17 protein-coding genes and 1 tRNA gene are annotated in these 17,787 nt (G+C 39.8%); 11 read left to right on the top strand and 7 right to left on the bottom strand.

Annotated elements, in window-relative coordinates; all coding sequences use genetic code 11:
* Positions 1 to 274: 274 nt before the first annotated feature.
* The 3 genes from RHO15_10010 to RHO15_10000 all read left to right on the top strand — a co-directional run bounded on the left by RHO15_10010 (position 275) and on the right by RHO15_10000 (position 6,106).
* Entirely contained in the window at positions 275 to 1,999 is a 1,725-nt protein-coding gene (locus RHO15_10010) for a filamentous hemagglutinin N-terminal domain-containing protein (GenBank protein ID WVD63781.1), read from the top strand.
* A 629-nt stretch (positions 2,000 to 2,628) separates the two neighbouring features.
* Entirely contained in the window at positions 2,629 to 4,299 is a 1,671-nt protein-coding gene (locus RHO15_10005; GenBank protein ID WVD63780.1) for a filamentous hemagglutinin N-terminal domain-containing protein, read from the top strand.
* Positions 4,300 to 4,450: 151 nt separating this feature from the next.
* Positions 4,451 to 6,106 carry a ShlB/FhaC/HecB family hemolysin secretion/activation protein gene (locus RHO15_10000; protein ID WVD63779.1) on the top strand — a complete coding sequence of 552 codons (1,656 nt, stop codon included), beginning with the start codon at positions 4,451 to 4,453 and terminating at the stop codon, positions 6,104 to 6,106.
* A 581-nt stretch (positions 6,107 to 6,687) separates the two neighbouring features.
* Here RHO15_10000 and RHO15_09995 read toward each other — a convergent pair.
* Positions 6,688 to 6,775 (bottom strand) — tRNA-Ser (locus RHO15_09995).
* A 179-nt stretch (positions 6,776 to 6,954) separates the two neighbouring features.
* Between RHO15_09995 and RHO15_09990 the strand changes: the two genes are divergently transcribed.
* From RHO15_09990 to recD, 8 genes are all read left to right on the top strand, one after another.
* A complete protein-coding gene (locus RHO15_09990; protein ID WVD64998.1) occupies positions 6,955 to 7,284 on the top strand; it encodes a TusE/DsrC/DsvC family sulfur relay protein in 330 nt (109 codons plus the stop codon).
* A gap of 9 nt (positions 7,285 to 7,293) precedes the next feature.
* Positions 7,294 to 7,581 carry a cell division protein FtsB gene (gene ftsB, locus RHO15_09985; protein ID WVD63778.1) on the top strand — a complete coding sequence of 96 codons (288 nt, stop codon included), beginning with the start codon at positions 7,294 to 7,296 and terminating at the stop codon, positions 7,579 to 7,581.
* Positions 7,582 to 8,316, top strand: a complete 735-nt coding sequence (gene ispD / locus RHO15_09980) for a 2-C-methyl-D-erythritol 4-phosphate cytidylyltransferase (protein WVD63777.1) — start codon at positions 7,582 to 7,584, stop codon at positions 8,314 to 8,316.
* Positions 8,307 to 8,795 (top strand): 2-C-methyl-D-erythritol 2,4-cyclodiphosphate synthase, encoded by a 489-nt coding sequence (gene ispF, locus RHO15_09975; GenBank protein ID WVD63776.1) that lies wholly within the window; start codon positions 8,307 to 8,309, stop codon positions 8,793 to 8,795. The genes ispD and ispF overlap by 10 nt, the downstream gene beginning before the upstream one ends.
* Entirely contained in the window at positions 8,792 to 9,805 is a 1,014-nt protein-coding gene (gene truD, locus RHO15_09970) for a tRNA pseudouridine(13) synthase TruD (protein ID WVD63775.1), read from the top strand. Before ispF ends, truD begins: the two co-directional genes overlap by 4 nt.
* A gap of 27 nt (positions 9,806 to 9,832) precedes the next feature.
* Positions 9,833 to 10,459, top strand: a complete 627-nt coding sequence (locus tag RHO15_09965; GenBank protein ID WVD63774.1) for a protein-L-isoaspartate(D-aspartate) O-methyltransferase — start codon at positions 9,833 to 9,835, stop codon at positions 10,457 to 10,459.
* A 142-nt stretch (positions 10,460 to 10,601) separates the two neighbouring features.
* On the top strand, positions 10,602 to 11,510 hold the full coding sequence (gene nagK, locus RHO15_09960) for an N-acetylglucosamine kinase (protein ID WVD63773.1): 909 nt from the start codon (positions 10,602 to 10,604) through the stop codon (positions 11,508 to 11,510).
* A 137-nt stretch (positions 11,511 to 11,647) separates the two neighbouring features.
* Positions 11,648 to 13,522: an exodeoxyribonuclease V subunit alpha gene (gene recD / locus RHO15_09955; protein WVD63772.1), complete on the top strand. Its 1,875-nt coding sequence runs from the start codon at positions 11,648 to 11,650 to the stop codon at positions 13,520 to 13,522.
* A gap of 4 nt (positions 13,523 to 13,526) precedes the next feature.
* Here the strand turns inward: recD and RHO15_09950 are convergent, their stop codons facing one another.
* From RHO15_09950 to srlA, 6 genes are all read right to left on the bottom strand, one after another.
* Positions 13,527 to 14,303 (bottom strand): DNA-binding transcriptional repressor, encoded by a 777-nt coding sequence (locus RHO15_09950; GenBank protein WVD63771.1) that lies wholly within the window; start codon positions 14,301 to 14,303, stop codon positions 13,527 to 13,529.
* 159 nt (positions 14,304 to 14,462) lie between these two features.
* The gene (gutM, locus tag RHO15_09945; GenBank protein WVD63770.1) at positions 14,463 to 14,831 is read right to left on the bottom strand and encodes a transcriptional regulator GutM; all 369 of its coding nucleotides are present in this window, start codon (positions 14,829 to 14,831) and stop codon (positions 14,463 to 14,465) included.
* Positions 14,832 to 14,905: 74 nt separating this feature from the next.
* Entirely contained in the window at positions 14,906 to 15,685 is a 780-nt protein-coding gene (srlD, locus tag RHO15_09940; protein ID WVD63769.1) for a sorbitol-6-phosphate dehydrogenase, read from the bottom strand.
* A 59-nt stretch (positions 15,686 to 15,744) separates the two neighbouring features.
* Entirely contained in the window at positions 15,745 to 16,116 is a 372-nt protein-coding gene (gene srlB, locus RHO15_09935) for a PTS glucitol/sorbitol transporter subunit IIA (GenBank protein ID WVD63768.1), read from the bottom strand.
* 49 nt (positions 16,117 to 16,165) lie between these two features.
* Positions 16,166 to 17,173 carry a PTS glucitol/sorbitol transporter subunit IIB gene (locus RHO15_09930; protein WVD63767.1) on the bottom strand — a complete coding sequence of 336 codons (1,008 nt, stop codon included), beginning with the start codon at positions 17,171 to 17,173 and terminating at the stop codon, positions 16,166 to 16,168.
* A 14-nt stretch (positions 17,174 to 17,187) separates the two neighbouring features.
* The gene (srlA, locus tag RHO15_09925) at positions 17,188 to 17,736 is read right to left on the bottom strand and encodes a glucitol/sorbitol-specific PTS transporter subunit IIC (GenBank protein WVD63766.1); all 549 of its coding nucleotides are present in this window, start codon (positions 17,734 to 17,736) and stop codon (positions 17,188 to 17,190) included.
* Between the last annotated feature and the right edge of the window lie 51 nt (positions 17,737 to 17,787).

Below are 17,787 nucleotides of genomic sequence, written 5' to 3'. Positions count from 1 at the left end.
TAGTAACGCACTCCAAATTTAGCCGATAAGCTAATCCTTTGGTGTTAAGTTTATTGATTACCTAATGATTGTTTGAGATTAAGAAAAAGCGTTTTATATTTCATTACTAGCGTGATACTTGAATAACAGCAGGCCATTCAATAAGCTTTGACTATTGATGATGATATATTAGGGCTAAGTTCAATCATTCAATTTTTGATTATACGCTCATCCTATCATCCCATCATCATTATATAATAATAAACTAAAAGTCATATTCTGTTTAAGGGGTTATATGAATAATAAAACTAAAAAAAACTACCATATTTTCAATTCAATTGTCATCTCTATTTTATTTTCTTCTGGTCTGGCACATGCCGATGTAGTAATGAAAAATGGCAGCACAACAACAACTAAAAATGTACAAGTCGTCAATATCAACAGAGCGAATAGTTATGGTCTTTCCCACAACATTTATAGTAAGTTTCAAGTTGAAAAACAAGGGATTATACTAAATAATAGCCCGAAAGGCGCAAACACAACATTAGCGGGGCAGATTAGCGGTAATGCTAATTTATCAAATGGTTCAGCCAAAGTCATTTTAAATGAAGTTCAAGGTTCGAGAGGGTCAAGCTTAGCGGGTATGGTTGAGGTGGCGGGCAATAAAGCAAGTGTTATCATTGCTGATCCATCAGGTGTCTCCTGTTATGGTTGTGGATTTATCAATACGGATAATGTGACATTAACCGCAGGTAAGCCAGATGTTGTTAATGGAAAATTAAAAGGTTATACGGTAAATCAAGGACAAATAACTATTGGTGAGATAGGCGGAGGACTTAATAGTGATTCTCCAACTGCGCTACTGGGTCGCAATGTATTTGTTAAGGGGAAAGTTACCGCAAAAAATATCACGGTAATTGCAGGTAACAACTATATTGATGCTAATAACACCGTAGTACGCACTGTGTCCGGACCATATCGTCTGGCGAATGATACCTATAGTATTGATATTTCAGAGTTAGGTGGTATGTATGCAAATAAAATTATGCTCGTTAATACCGAGGAGCTAGCAGGTGTTACCAACAAAGGTACAATTGTTGCCGATAATTTAGGATTGCAAATTGATACTCAAGGTTCTTTTGATAATAGAGGTACCATCAATACACAAGGTACCATCAACATAAAATCTGGTTATTGGTTTTTAAATAAGGGTGGACAAATTATTAGTAATCAAGATATTAATATCGATACAACAAGAGGTAAGCCGAATATGAGTGTACCCGGTTCACTTGTTAGCGGGCCCAAAGTAGGTGTTTTCACCAACTCTAATAATGGTCAGATTAAAGCATCTTCCGATCTTAATATCAATAGTGCCGATGTAGACAATCAATCGGGTAGTATTACAGGTCTCGGTCATCTAAACATTAATACTAACAATAATTTACTGAGAAATTCAGGTCAGTTAATAACCAATGGCTTGAATGGGGGAAATATTGTTTTAAACACCAATTATTTAAAAAATACAGGTGGTCTTATTCAGGGTTTTACTATCACCGCTCACGCTACAACAATCGATAATACGAATGGTATTATTAATGCAGGACAAAATGTCGATATAACCACAACTGGTGATATTCTTAACCGAAATGGACTTATTCGATCTCAATTAGGCAGTGTGAAATTAGTGACGACCAATGGTCTTATCGATAATATGTCGACCAAACAAACCGGGACTGATCTAAATAGGCCTAACGTAACCGGTATCGTGGTAGCTAATAGTAATGGTAACATTGATATTACAACTAATCGTTTATATAATGCTGCTGGTCAAGTTATGTCTTTAGGTGGTTTAAATATCAAAGCTAGCAAAGAGGTCAGTAATACAAATGGTAAAATATCTGCAGGTAAAAAACTGAGTATAAAAACTGATACTTTAGGTAATAGTCAAGGCGGTACTATTACGGCTAATGGAGGTATTAACCTTGATATACAAAATGGCGGCAGTATTGTAATTAATTAAGTTAAATATGATGGTATTTGCTCGAAGGGCGAGCGTAACTGATTAATTATCTGTAGTGAATCATTGTAAGATAGTACTCTATTTTATGATGTTTTCACTGCTTAGGTTTGATTATTCTTTTGTGGATATGATGAGATAAGTTACGTCGATATGCTTTTCAAAGGCTCAAAATGAGCATTCAGATTATCCAGTCTCTTAAAAGCACGATTGCTATATCGCTAAAATGATTATTTATTGTCATTTTTATGTAAAGTTAACTGAAAAATAACAACGGGTAAATGCTTACTTTTATCTGGATTAGTTATTTATAATTGCTTAGTATTCAATATTTAGCGATAAACTCCTCTTATTTAATATACCAAGCCTCAATCATAAAAAATCTGATATAAAATATGAATGTATGTTTAATTTAAATTTTTAGAAAATAATCATCTTGACTTGTTATTTCACCTCAAATATATTAGAAACCTAAGTTTAAGCTCTCCGTATAATGCTAAGGACTAATTTAATAATTAGTTATTGCCTTTTTCAATGCAAAGTAATTGATGTCGTCCTGATTATGGTGTTTATAGCTTAATTTTTTATTTTTCTTATCATTATCTTAAATTGACATTTTCCCTAGAGGTTTTATGAATAAAAAATATTATAAGGTATTTAATCCCATCGTTATTTCTCTCTTGCTCCCGTTATCTCATGCAACTTATGCTAATGTGATCATTAACAATGGTTCGAGTTCAAATGTTAGAGGGGTACAAGTAGTTAATATCAATACCCCTAATGCAAACGGACTTTCCCACAATGTTTATAGTAAATTTGATGTTGATCCTCAAGGTGTAATTCTTAATAACAGTCAAATCGGTGCAGTTACCCAGATAGCCGATCAGATTATGGGCAATGCTAATTTAAGAAATGGTACGGCTAAGGTTATTTTGAATGAAGTAAATTCGGGTTTTTATTCAAGAATACGTGGAACTGTTGAGGTTGCAGGAACAAAAGCGAATGTAATCATTGCTAATCCATCAGGTATTATTTGCGGTGGTTGCCGATTTATTAATGCTAATAATGTGACATTGTCTACCGGTTTTGTAGATACCCAAAATAATAAATTAAATGGGTATAGTGTCTCCAGAGGTGACATCACCATTAGTGATAGTGGTTTAAGTACTGACTCAACTTTAGCGCTACACGGGCAAACAGTTAATATTACCGGAGTTATAAAGGCGAAAGATATTTATGTTGTCGCGGGTAATAACTATGTTGACCTTAATAATAAAATTACTCAAACACTGAATCCGACATCTAAAAACTCTAACTTCTATTATAACATTGATATTTCTGAACTCGGCGGGATGTATGCCAACAAAATAATATTACTCAGTAATCAAGATAAAAAGGGTATCAGAAATCAAGGTCAAATTGAAGCGGGTGGCGCTGGTTTAGATATTGATAGCAAATATCGCCTTATAAATACAGGGAATATAAAAAGTATTGGTAGTATTAATGCAAATGTCTATTATCAACTTACTAATACTGGCGGTAAAATCACGAGTAATCAAAATATTAAACTCGTGCTTAATGGACTAGGTACACTAGCTAACTCTAATAATGCGCTAATTTCTGCTGACGGAAATCTCGATATTAATAGTGGTACGGTGACGAATATTGATAGTCAATTGTCTTCAGGAAATCAAATGACGATTAATACTAATAATGGTTATTTGAAGAACTCTGGCGAGAAATCACAGGCTAATATTCGTGGTGGGAATATTAATATACAAACAGCCAAAGGTGCCCTGAGGAATAATAATGCAACAATCCAAGGCATGAATGTTAATATAGATGCTGCTACCGTCGATAACATAGTAGGATCAATTAATGCTGGTAATAATGTTACTATATCGGCTAATGGGAAGATTAATAATAATGGCGGATTGATTAGGGCACAATTCGGACGTGTCAAATTAAGCTCGATTAATGGTTTTATCACCAATAACAACACGATTCAAAATAATGTCCAACTAAATGGGCCAAATGAAAGCGTTCGAGGAATCATTGCGGGAAGTAGTAGTGGGGGGATTGATATTACTACTGGGTCAGCCTCTACTGGTTTTACAAACGCCAATGGTCAAACAATTTCTCAAGGTGATATTAACCTACAGATTCAAAATAGCGTCTATAATCAAAATGGTAAATTACAGGCCAATAAAAAATTACAAATTAAAGCTAATTCACTTAATAACTCACAAGGTAGTATAAGTGCGAAGGGTGGCATACTTTTTGATATTAATAATATTTATTGAGCTAATTACAATTTTATATAAATGATTAGAGATATTATCATCAGACTAATAACCGTTCTTATAATGATTTTATCTATATTCATAGTATTGATATTCAATAAAAACAGCAGCGTTTCGTTGCTGTTTTTATTCTTAGCTAAACAAGGTAACAATGAAAATTATAATAAAAAATTTATTTATTTTAGCTATTTTTAGCAACTGTATTTCGGCGATGGCTGAAGTCAATTTAGATAGGCTCATCAAAAACCAGCAAGATATTGATAAAAGCACACGGCTCGAAAATAATTTAGAAAAAAAAGATGTTTATGCCAGCGATACAAAAAACGCTACAACGCCAACAGCTTTACCAGTTGAGGAAAACTGTTTGCCAATCGATGAGATTGTGCTGAATCAAGATTTTTTAAATAATGCAGGTCTGAAAAAACTCAAACAGAATGCGGCTGGGCGTTGTTTAGGTGTTTTGGCGATTCAGCAATTGGCTATCGATATTCAAGACTACATTATTAAATCCGGTTATGTGACAAGTCGTATAGAAATTCCTGATCAGGATCTTTCGACGAAAAAACTGATCTTTAATGTGGTTCCAGGTAAGATTGAAAAAGTCATTATTAAGGATAATGCTGTTCGTAAGTGGGTTTTACCGTTTAAAAGTGAAGATATCTTAAATATTCGGGATATCGAGCAAGGATTAGAACTAGTTCAACGCATACCATTAGATGACATAAAAATTTATATCGCGCCAGGATCTCAGAATGAATATAGTAATGTGGTTATTGATGTGATTAATCCTGCCCGTTGGAATACGCGACTATGGATCAATAACTGGGGCGATAAAAGCACCGGTAAAACCTTAGCTAATGGTGCGGGCTATCTTTACAATTTAGCTGGGGTAAATGATATCTTTTATTTATCAGGTACAACTCAGCTAGAACAGACGAAATATGGCGGGTATCAAAATATCAGTGCTTATTACTCATTTCCTTTTGGTTATTGGGAGTATGAAATTTTTTACAGTCAAAGCCAATCCAAACAAAACATCGCCGTTAGTGATCTTAATTTTAAATATCAAGGCGATAATCGTTATTTTGATCTGAAAGGTTCAAGAACAATCTACCGTGATCAAAGCAAGAAGGTGAAATTGATTACAGAGCTTTTTAGACGAAAAGCGCATTATCAATTTGGCGATCAAGAGCTACAGTTACAGAAACGAAATATGACCAATATTCGATTTGGCTTGAACTATAAGCAGCAATTCTATGATTCAGTCCTCGATACGACGATCTCTTATCAGCGTTTTGTTCAGTGGTTAGGTGCAAAAAAAACACCTGATATGATTGATGGTGGTGGTGTGAGTCCAGAGAGCCACATTCTCAATTTAGACTTAAGCTACATTAAAAATCTAGGCCTGCAAGCTTTCGATAGTTATTATCAGTTACAGCTAGGTGCACAGTATTCACCTAAAGCGCTAACGATACAAGATCAGTTCTCAATAGGAAATCGATGGAGTGTTCGTGGCTTTGAAAACTCAGCAGGACGTAACGGATATAGTGGTTTTTATAACCAAAATACTTGGAATATTATTACCGGAATCAAGAATCTTGAGTGGTATATTGGTCTTGATTATGGGCAGGTATGGGATAAAAATAGTGACGAGAAGCAAAGTAAGCTAATGGGTACGGCAACGGGATTTAGAGGAAGTTTATACGCATTTAATTATGATATGTCGCTCTCTGCACCACTATTGCATCCTGATAATATGGCCGTTGATCGCGTACTGTTTAATTTTAATATAGCCTATCAGCTATAGGTATCATTGTTTTAATGTTTTTTCGATACGGAAATATTACCGTGTCAGCTGATTATGCGCTCAGTTACAAAACGTCAATGAAGCTCGCTGATATTTTAATCGAAAAAATATCAGTACATGATCAGATAAATGCGTGCCAATATAGATGTTAATGTAACTGACAGCGCAAATATTGTGAGTATTAAATGTTATTTTGCTACTTTGTTGATGTTGTCAGGGCTTTATATTCAATAAATTGGTTTGGCACATACAACAATTTGAGACAAGAAGCATACATTGTTGGTATGGTTTACAATAAGGCCAAATCGAGTATTTTTAGCTGTGTTAGAGTCTAGTAGCACAATAAAATACTGATAATAACGCCAGTATGCCTAAACTTAACATTAAATATTTTTTGATAAATCTTTTATTAGATAAAAAAACACTGATAGGAAGTATCAATTGAGAATAGTGTAGCTGAGAATAATTTCATGACTAAGTTTGATCGCAAGCCATTAAGCTTAGATTGACATAAATCAAATCAGGACTAACAGTAGGTATTCTGTTTTGAAGGGAAATTTTCTGCTATACCACGAAAAGAATGGCGGAAGCGCAGAGATTCGAACTCTGGGAGGGTTTCCCCTCGCCGGTTTTCAAGACCGGTGCCTTCAACCGCTCGGCCACACTTCCGCAATGAGGCTGAATATTAAAGTAGAGACGGCAGTTTGTAAATAGCTATTTCACTATTTTTTTCTATTTGCTGCAAAAATCACCAAAATTGATAAATTTCATCATCATTATGACGTTCAGACGTGTTTGTAGTGCGTTTAATTGCTATAATAGCCGGCAAATATTAAGGTAATTTTATGATAATTGTATTGAATGGTCAGACGATTGAGACTGATGACAAAGGTTATTTAAAAAATTGGCAGGTCTGGACGCCTGAACTGGTGGAACTCATTGCACAACAAGAGCAAATCGTATTAAGCGATGCACATTGGGAAGTGATTCACTTTGTCCGTGAGTTTTATTTAGAATTTAATACTTCTCCGGCGATTCGAATGTTAGTGAAGGCCATGGAGAAGAAATTTGGTCCCGAAAAAGGCAATAGTCGCTATTTGCAACGGCTGTTTCCGCAAGGACCCGCCAAACAAGCCACCAAGCTTGCTGGTTTACCAAAACCGGCTAAGTGTCTGTAGGAATAAAAGATGAAGTGGAAATTAATTCTACTGTTAACCTGTGTGTTAGGCTATTTACAATATGCGCTATGGTTTGGCAAAAATAATATGTCTGATTTTCATCAGGTACAGCAAGTTTTGGTTGAAATGCAGGCACAAAATAGCACCTTAAAACTGAGAAATGATCGGATGTATGCTGAAACCGCAGATTTATATAATGGGCTTGATGCGATTGAAGATCGCGCACGCTCTAATTTGGGGATGATAAAACCCAATGAACATTTTTACCGGGTGATTAGTGATGCGGAGCAGAACTAAATGATCCGGAAACCATCGATTGTTGCCGTGGTGCCAGCAGCTGGTTTTGGCACACGCATGAATAGTGCGCAGCCTAAACAGTATTTAAAGATTGGTCATAAGACGATTATTGAACATACCTTAGATAAATTACTCACCTGCGAAGCTATTTCACGGGTGATTGTGGCGGTGAGTGCTAAGGATCCTATTTTTGCTTCGTTGACCGTTGCGCAAGATAGCAGAGTTCAGCAGGTTATTGGTGGTGACAATCGTGCTGATTCAGTCCTGGCTGGGTTAAACTACGTAGCCGATGATGAGTGGGCATTAGTCCATGATGCAGCAAGACCTTGTATTACCCATGAAGATATCCATAAATTAATCGATCAGGTGTTTGCGGTCGGCAGAGGCGGCATTTTAGCGATGCCGATTTTCGATACCGTCAAACTGGCCAGCGCTGCTCATCAGCAGGTGATTGATAAAACCTTAGATCGTAACTATTTATGGGCGGCGGCAACCCCTCAACTGTTTACGGCCAGTGAATTGAAAGCGAGCTTAACCAAAGCCCTGACTGAGCATGCCAATATAACCGATGAGGCTTCAGCCATTGAATATTGCGGTGGGCATCCGCTTTTAGTATTAGGGCGCCGTGATAATCTCAAAGTGACGCGGCCAGAGGATTTGGCGCTGGCAACATTCTATTTGGCTCAGCAACAGATTATTACGTTACCAACAGATAAGGATAAAGAATGCGAATAGGTCACGGTTTTGATGTACATAAGTTTGGTGGTGCAGGGCCATTAACGCTGGCTGGTGTCAAAGTGCCTTATGACTATGGTCTGCTGGCTCATTCCGATGGTGATGTGGTGCTGCATGCAGTGACTGACGCATTACTTGGTGCCTTGGCTTTAGGTGATATTGGTCAGCTGTTTCCTGATACCGATCCTGCGCTGCGCGGTGTGGATAGCCGTCACTTAATGCGTGAGGCTTATCGGTTAGTGCTGGCGAAAGGTTATCAGCTGGGTAATGTCGATGTGACCATTATTGCACAAGAACCTAAGATGCAGCCGCATACTCCACAAATGCGTGTCAATATAGCGGAAGATTTAAAAGTTCACTTTGAACAAGTGAGTGTGAAAGCTACCACCACTGAAAAATTAGGTTTTACCGGGCGCAAAGAAGGGATTGCTTGTGAAGCAGTCGTACTGTTAGTGAAAATATCGGAAATAAATGAATGACTCCTCTCGCGTATTTACATGGGCAACCAGCCGTTACGGCTGAATATAAACAGCAATGTGCTGATTTTATCGTCAAAGAAGATCTGGGTTTTGAACCTGATGGGCAAGGTGAGCATGTACTTATTTATCTGCGTAAAACAGATTGTAATACGCAATTTGTTGCTGAGCAGCTGGCCAAGTTCGCCGGTATTTCAGCCAAACTGGCTACTTATGCCGGATTAAAAGATCGTCAAGCGGTAACCGAGCAGTGGTTTGGCTTACATATGCCGGGAAAAGAGACACCTGATTTTTCTGCCTTTGCGTTAGAAGGCTGTGAAATTTTGCGGGTAACCAGACAGTCGAAAAAATTGCGGGTTGGTGTATTAAAAGGTAACTGGTTTAGTTTAATGATTCGTGATATCAGTGATCGTCAGGCACTTGACGCGCGTTTACAGCTGATTACACAGCAGGGCGTACCGAACTATTTTGGTGAACAGCGTTTCGGCCGTGATAATCATAATATTACGCAGGCTCAGCGCTGGGCTGATGGCGAAATTAAAGTTAAAGATAGACAAAAAAGAAGTTTTTATCTATCTGCTGCAAGAAGTGCCATTTTTAATGATATTGTGAGCGAACGCATTATTCATCACACCTCATCAACCGCACTAGCGGGTGATGCTTTACAACTCACCGGCCGAGGCAGCTGGTTTTTGGCATTAGCCGCCGAATTGCCAGAATTACAACAGCGTATCGATAACAATGAGCTGCAAATTACTGCGCCGATGGTTGGGGATGATGCACTTGGTACGCAAGAGGCTGCAAAGCAGTTTGAACTACAATGCCTGGATAAATGGCAAAGCTTGATTGATTTATTAAAAAAAGAGCGTCTGATGACTAGTCGACGGGCGATTTTATTAAAACCAAGTGAGCTGACTTGGCAGTGGATAGACGAGCAAACCTTAAAAATGCATTTTTGGTTGCCGGCGGGGAGCTATGCAACGAGTATTTTACGAGAACTGATTGTGAATTAATGTCTACTTTTTCGTTGTGGGGGTTTAATGTTTAATAAAAAAATGCAATCACTGCTGACTCAGCTGCGTCAATTAGGTATCAAAGATGACGCTGTATTAAAAGCGATCGCATTAATTCCGCGTGAACGGTTTATTGATGAAGCACTATCTCATCAAGCTTATGATAATCGTGCGCTGCCCATCGGGGCGGGGCAAACGATTTCACAGCCTTATATCGTTGCGAGAATGACAGAATTATTAGCATTAAAACCGACCGCAAAAATACTTGAAATTGGTACTGGATCAGGGTATCAAACGGCAATTCTATCCCATTTGGTTGAGCATGTCTGGTCAGTTGAACGCATTAAGAGTTTGCAGTGGAATACCAAAAGGCGCCTCAAGCAGCTCGATATTCATAATGTTTCAACCCGACATGGCGATGGTTGGCTCGGTTGGCCAGAACAGGCGCCATTTGATGGCATTATGGTGACCGCTGCCGCGATAGAAATCCCACAGGATTTAGTTTATCAGCTGGCTGATGGAGGGCGCTTAGTCATTCCAGTCGGTGCTGATAAACAGACATTACAAGTGATTGTTCGTGAAAAAGATCGTTTTAAAGTGCAAACTATCGCTCCGGTTAATTTTGTTCCTTTGGTGAAAGGCGATTTGGTCTAGTCAGCGAGTTTTACCTTTTTATAACTTTTTATAATTTAAGACGCTTTCACGTCATTTGAAAAGTATTATTGATTAAATCTCTTACTCTCTGATGATAAGTCAGTTTATATATAACAGGATAAGAGATAATAGGGAGTAAGTTATGTTATATGGTTTTGATGTTGGTGGCACTAAAATTGAGATTGCCGTATTTGATAAGCAGCTGAAAGAAGTTTGGCGAAAGCGAATAGATACCCCTCATGATAGCTATCACTCATTTTTAGAAGCCTTTGCTGGACTGGTCTTTGAGGCCGATGAAAAATTTGGTCAAAAAGGTGCGGTTGGGATTGGGGTGCCAGGTATTGTTGATGTTCATCATAAAACCGTTTTTACGACCAATATTGAGATCGCCAAAAATAAACCGTTTATTCAAGACCTTGAAAAAAAATTAAGTCGTCCTATTGAGATCAATAATGACGCCAACTGTTTTACGCTCTCAGAATCACATGATCCAGAATTTAAGCAATATGCCAATGTTTTAGGGGTGATTTTAGGCACTGGGCTGGGTGGTGGACTAGTCATCAATCAGGAGATTGTATCGGGTCTAAACGGCTGTGCGGGTGAGATTGGTCATATGAAGTTACCGATTGATGCGCTGGCGATCTTAGGGGCAGATATTCCGCTGATGCTTTGTGGTTGTGGCCAGGTAGGGTGCTGTGAACGTTATTTATCCGGCACTGGGTTTACCTGGCTATATAAACATTTTTATCAAGAATCAATTCCTGCACCTAAAATTATTGAGCATTACTATGCTAAAGAGCCGAAAGCGGTGGCACATGTCGATCGCTATATGGAATTATTAGCCCTTTATTTAGCCAATCTGCTGGTGGTGCTTGATGCCGAATTAGTGGTTATCGGCGGTGGCTTATCGAATTTTGATGAGATTTATGCCGAATTACCTAAGCGTTTGCCACGTTATCTATTAAAGATGATGAAAGCGCCTCGCATTGAAAAAGCGCGTTTTGGTGATTCAGGTGGTGCGCGTGGTGCCGCTTTACTTTGTCTCGACTAAGACGAAGGTTGATGAATCACTAAAGAGTCTGTTTGTACCAGGTTGTTGTGCTGACAGGCTGGCGGATAGTGGCTGTGTACGATATTAAACGATGAGCTTAAAAATCGGCTAAACTTGACAATAGGATAAGCGTGAAGATGATCTCGTTATTTCAGCAAGCGGTAGAGAAAAAACTATTTTCAGCGCTTGATGTGCATCTTGGCTCATTTTTAGCCGATAAAACGCACTTTCAAGGTATCGCTAAACAGCGATTTCATTTTTTGATTAGTTATCTCAGCGCTCAAACTCGTGCAGGTCATGTCTGTATCTCAGTGGATCACTTGACGCAAACTGACTTATTTGCCGGTCGAGAAGCGTCGCTAATCACTGAGTTTTGCTTACAACTTGACTCACCCTCTGTCAGTGATTGGCAGCAGCTTTTGGCTGCGTCAACGATTGTGAGTACAGGAGAGACGAATACGCCGCTCATTTGGCAACATGAACGACTCTATTTCCAGCGCCTTTGGCTTGATGAGCAAAAAGTGAGTCACTATTTTTGTCGTATGAGTCAGTCTGACAATACTGATATCTCCTCATTAACTGCAATTCTTGAACAACTCTTTCCGGATAATTTATCCGTACCTGACTGGCAAAAAATTGCGGTTGCAACCGCCTTAACCAGACAAGTTGCGATTATTTCTGGTGGCCCGGGAACTGGTAAAACCACCACAGTTGCCAAATTATTGGCCGCTTTAGTGCTTGGCCAATTAAACCACGGTAAACCGTTACGTATTATGGCCGCTGCGCCGACGGGTAAAGCCGCTGCGCGCTTGACTGAATCGTTGAATCAGGCGATGGGACGGTTATTATCGCCAAAGCAGATAAACTTATTCTTACCCAATGAAGCGGTGACGCTGCATCGTTTACTTGGGGTATCGCCTCACTCTGCGCAGTTTACGTATCACCATGATAATCCTTTACATGTGGATATTTTAATTATTGATGAGGCATCGATGGTTGATTTATCGATGATGGCCAGCATTATTGATGCGTTACCCGCACAAACCCGATTAGTTTTATTAGGCGACAGGGAACAGCTCTCATCCGTGGAAGCGGGGGCGGTATTAGGTGATTTATGTTCATTTGCGCAAGGTGAATATACTGCCTCACAAGCGTTAATATTAAAACAGCTCACCGGTTATGATATTCCGACATCGCCCCAGGTAAACATGATTGCCGATAATATCTGTTTACTACAAAAAAGTTATCGATTTCAGGCTCATTCAGGTATCGGTCAGTTAGCCAGTTATATCAAGCAGGGTGATAGTTATCAAGCTCGTCAGCTATTACTGAGTCAGCAATATCCTGATATTGAATTTTGTGCCTTAGCTGCAGAGCAGGATTATCCGCTGATGATTGAGCAAGTGGCGAGGGGTTACCATGACTATTTGCAATATATCCAAACTGCGCAGTTTGATATTAGCAACGCACTGAGATTATTTGGTCGTTTTCGTCTTTTGGCTGCACTGCGCGAAGGTAAGTTTGGTGTGAATGGCTTAAACCGACAAATCGAAGCGCTGTTAGTCAAGCAGGGATTGATCATGCGTTCAGATGAGCAATCGTGGTATTTAGGTCGGCCGGTCATGATTTTGAAAAATTATCCAGAATTAGGTCTGTATAATGGTGATATCGGTATTACCTTACCGTCCACTGCAGATCGCAGTAAAAAACGTGTTTATTTCGAACAAGCGGATGGCTCTGTTAAAGGGTTATCACCTTATCGATTACCGCTACACGAGACGGTTTTTGTCATGACTGTTCACAAATCGCAAGGATCAGAATTTGAGCATACTGCGCTGGTATTGCCGACTGAGTATAATCCACTGCTCACACGTTCATTACTTTATACTGCGGTTACCCGAGCGAAACAAAAGATGACGCTATATAGCCGTTTACCGATCTTAGAAAAATGCATCCAGTCCCAGATTGAGCGTCAAACGGGTCTGGTGGATAATATAATACAGGCCTCTTAACCGCCTATGACGGTGAACTGACTTGAATAACTTCAATACCTAACTCAGTCAGGGCCTCGACATATTTACGTTCGAGTTCATCATCGGTAATAATGGTATTCACGGTTTTTAAGTCACACACCACATTTGGGCTACGCCGGCCAAATTTTGATGAATCAACTAATAAAATGACTTTGGCAGCAGCTTTGCACATAGCGACACTACCATGATAACTTTCATTAAATGTGGTGACTCCGCCCGTTAAATCAACGCCATCAGCCCCCATAAACAGTTTATCAAAGGTGTAACCTTCAAAGGCGGCTTGTGCCAGTATATTGTTACTATGAAAAGAGGCTGATTTACGTCGAAAAGTGCCACCGGTAAGAATAACGGTCTGATCCTTATTTGAGCTGACTAATTCATTCACCATATGCAGACTATTGGTCATGATCGTTAAGTTATTAAATTTAGTCAGCATAGGGATCATTTGTGCCACAGTACTACCGGCATCAAAAATCAGCGAGTCTCCCTCATGAATCAATTTGGCTGCGTATTCGGCAATACACTGTTTTTTGGTGATGTTAATAAAGGTCTTATGATCGATGGGTTGATCACCCGCTTCTTTATTGAGCATCGCACCACCATAAGTCCGAATGACTAAGTTATTTTCAGCTAATTGGGTTAAATCTTTTCTGATGGTGGTACCGGTTGTCGCGAATTGCGCCGCCAGTGTATCGACTGATACCGGTCCTTGGCTTTCTAAGTAATTGAGAATGGCAGATTGACGTTCTTTCACTTTCATAGCATTTAATTGACACCTAATAAATCATGAATTGGGTTGATTATCGCTTAAGATAACTTATTTCATAATAAAAGGAAACAACTTTCAAAATGAAAGCTGTATTAAGGAGATAAACCGATGGTGTTTGATAGCCACCAATAGTATGAATATCGTGCTGATTTAAGCGGATTTTAACGTTAATGCTGAGGCTAGCGCGCTTTGGCAAGCTATCTGATTAGGAAATATTTTGGCTGGATCAATTTGAGTTAAGGCTAATCCATGTAACTGTGGGATAGGTTTGGGAAGGGAAAATACCGTCACTCCTTTCATTAAAACTGAATCGATCACGACCTGATTTTCATCAAATGAGAGCGCGATTAGCACTCTTGGCTTAAAACGACCGGTTTTACTTCGACCCACGCCAAGATAGTGACCTTTTTGCATTGTTGTAAAAGCATGATTAAAACGTTTTATCTGCAGCCAGCTGAGAGCTATTTGTAGGCACCAGGCAATAATAGCTAAGGTAATAAGCGCTGAAGTGGTATTCATCATGATTTCCTATTGATAATATGAGCTAAATTAACAGGAAGCCTCCTGTTAATTTAGCGAGTGATAGTGGCAGTTTAGAACATCACCTGGCCACCTGTCACGTTAATTGATTGACCGGTACAATAAGCAGCTTTATCACTAGCATAAAAAAGCAATACGTTTAAGACATCCTGATAATCACATCCTCGTTTTAGCGGTACCTTATCAATATAAACTTGTTCCACTTGTGATTCTGGAATACCTAATTTTTTAGCATATTGCGGGAGCAGTGACTGAAACATCGGCGATTTTAAGAGGTTACCCAGCATCAGCGAGTTTACGGTGATACCATAATCAGCTAAATCTAAAGCGATAGATTGGGTGAGTCCAACGCCACCAAATTTAGCTGCACTGTAACCACTATTATGTTTACTGCCAACTTTACCCGATTTTGAATTGATTTGAATAATTCTACCGGCAATATGGTGTTTGATCATGAGCTTAGCCATCTCTCTGGCACATAAGAAGTAACCGGTTAAATTGACATTCACCGAGAGATTAAAGTCATTAAATGCAAATTCAGTAATTGGCGACGCTTTAGCGATGCCGGCGCTGTATACCAGCAAATTGACATGCTGGAAGGTCTGTTCAATATCGGCAGCCAGCTTTACTACACTCGCTTCATCTGTTGCATCCACTTGAAAAGCTTTTGCACTGCCGTGACCATGTTGCTGATTAATCTCACTGGCCACTTTTTCAGCGTTGTTAAGATTTAAATCTGCAACCGCAATCTGATAACCTGCGTCCGCAATACCTTTACATAAGAATTCACCTAATGTTTGTCCACCACCGATAATTACTGCAACTTGTTTCATATCTTTTACCTTTATTATGAAGATTAAAAAAATAGCTCAACCTGAGGCGCTGTCATCGATCACTGGTTATTTATCAGAGTTATCTGATGGCCAGCACTCAGGTCTATGGGTAGCGTGCCTTGTACATGAACGCAGCCGGGGAGTTCAGCAATAGTGGCACCATCAAAACGCAGCGTAATATGCCCAAGCTCCCGCAGATTGGTTGTGGCGACGTCACCTACGGCGGTAACGATATAATCTTGTTCACCCAAACGGAGTATCTGGCCGATACGCAGTTCATCACGCAGCTTATCGTGCGAGTGAATAAAGCAGTAATCTACTAAATCAGCAGGAGCACCTTGCTTAAACGTGATTAACATCCCATCGGCTACGATATCTTGCGCTAGTTCGCCGATTTGGGTGATGGTTGATTGATAAATGATATCTGACATAAAAGCGATCCTTCTGTGTATGGGGCATTTGTCCCATCAATGCGTTTAGTTACTGATAAATCAAGAATGACACGGCCCAGGCAATCAAAACGGTTGGTGCACCAGTCAGAAAACGACTCACCAGTACCGAAGGTACGCCGACGCGTACGGTATCTTGTTTCGCTTCAGCTAAGGATAAGCCCACGGGAATAAAATCACAGGCCGCTTGTGAGTTAATGGCAAACAGAGCAGGCAGAGCAAGGTAAGGCGGAATATTACCTAAACCAATTTGCACGCCGACTAAGGTGCCAATGACCTGAGCAATAACGGCACCAGGTCCCAAGAAGGGGGATAGAAGCGGAAACGAGCAGATGAGTGCCAGCGCAACCAACCCAAAAGGGTTATTGGCTAACGGGACTAAACCATGCGCAATTAAATCACCGAGGCCTGAGGCGATAATGATGCCGATTAACGCTGAGACAAACGCCATAAAAGGTAAGATGGTCTTGAGTACAGTATCAATAGTATCTCGCCCAGCCTGAAAGAAGATAGCTACCCCGGCACCCATACCTATGCCGATTTTAGCTAGCAAACCATCACTCTGTTCACTAATTTTTTTGGTCGCATCGTAGTCTTTATGTTGACTTTGGCTTGGTGTTGTAGGGATTGATGGCTGATGATTTGCCGCCTCAATTGTTTCATTTTTTTGCTCTTCAAGCAGCGTGATATTTTGTGGTTTGACGCCAGAAACATAAATGTCCTCAACAATATACTGTGCCAAAGGTCCCGATTTACCAGTAGCATGAATATTGATGGTTGGAACACGGTTTTTCGGATAAATGCCGCAGCGCAACGTGCCACCGCAATCAATGACGGCAACGCCGATCTCTTCTTTCGGTGGTTCACCTTCTTTAAAGCCATCGATCGCTTGCCAACCGGTGAGTTCAACTAATTTGTCAACAATTGCAGGTCGGGTTCCCGCGGCAATATAGACAATTTTTTTGTCTTTAATCACCGGCAGTGTTAATGGTCCACCCCAACCGGCATCACCTTTTTCAATTCGAATCATGTTAGTCATTGTGAGCGCTCCTGTTAAAGACGAACTTGTCTATCTAATGTAATGCCCATTTTTCTTTCAAAAATGCTGGTCGTAAAATCGGTAATCCAACCACGGAAAAAGTTAGTGAAGAGACCGACTAAAAAGTAACTTACCGCGAGAGGCCCTAATGGTAAACCCAGCGAAGTTAAGCCAGAAGCGATGCCTAGATAAACAAATAACTCACCAGGGTTGACGTGGGGAAATAGTCCATTCATTGAGTGGCAGCTATAAGAGGAGGCCGCGTAGTAGCTTGGCTTGTAGACCTCCGGCATGAATCGCCCTAAGCTGAGGGTCATTGGATTACAGAAAACAAATGTACCAATCAAGGGTAACACCAGATAGCGTAATAGCGGATTACTCGCACAGGCTTGGGCTAAGCGTTCAATGCGATGCTGGCCAATCAGCTTGATCAGCGCATTCATCACCACTAATAATGAGATCAGTAACGGTAAGATTCCGGTTACCATACCGACAAAGACGTTACCACCTTCCTGAAAAAGCCCAATAAACCACTCTGCGCCATAAGAGATAGCATCAATCATAATGCCTCCTGTTAAGTTAAAAGTTTGAGTTTGTGTTTTTGTACAAGCAAA

It is taken from the genome of Orbaceae bacterium lpD01, assembly GCA_036251705.1.
GTDB classification, from domain to species: domain Bacteria; phylum Pseudomonadota; class Gammaproteobacteria; order Enterobacterales; family Orbaceae; genus Utexia; species Utexia brackfieldae.
This window is presented reverse-complemented; position numbering and strand designations above follow the sequence as displayed.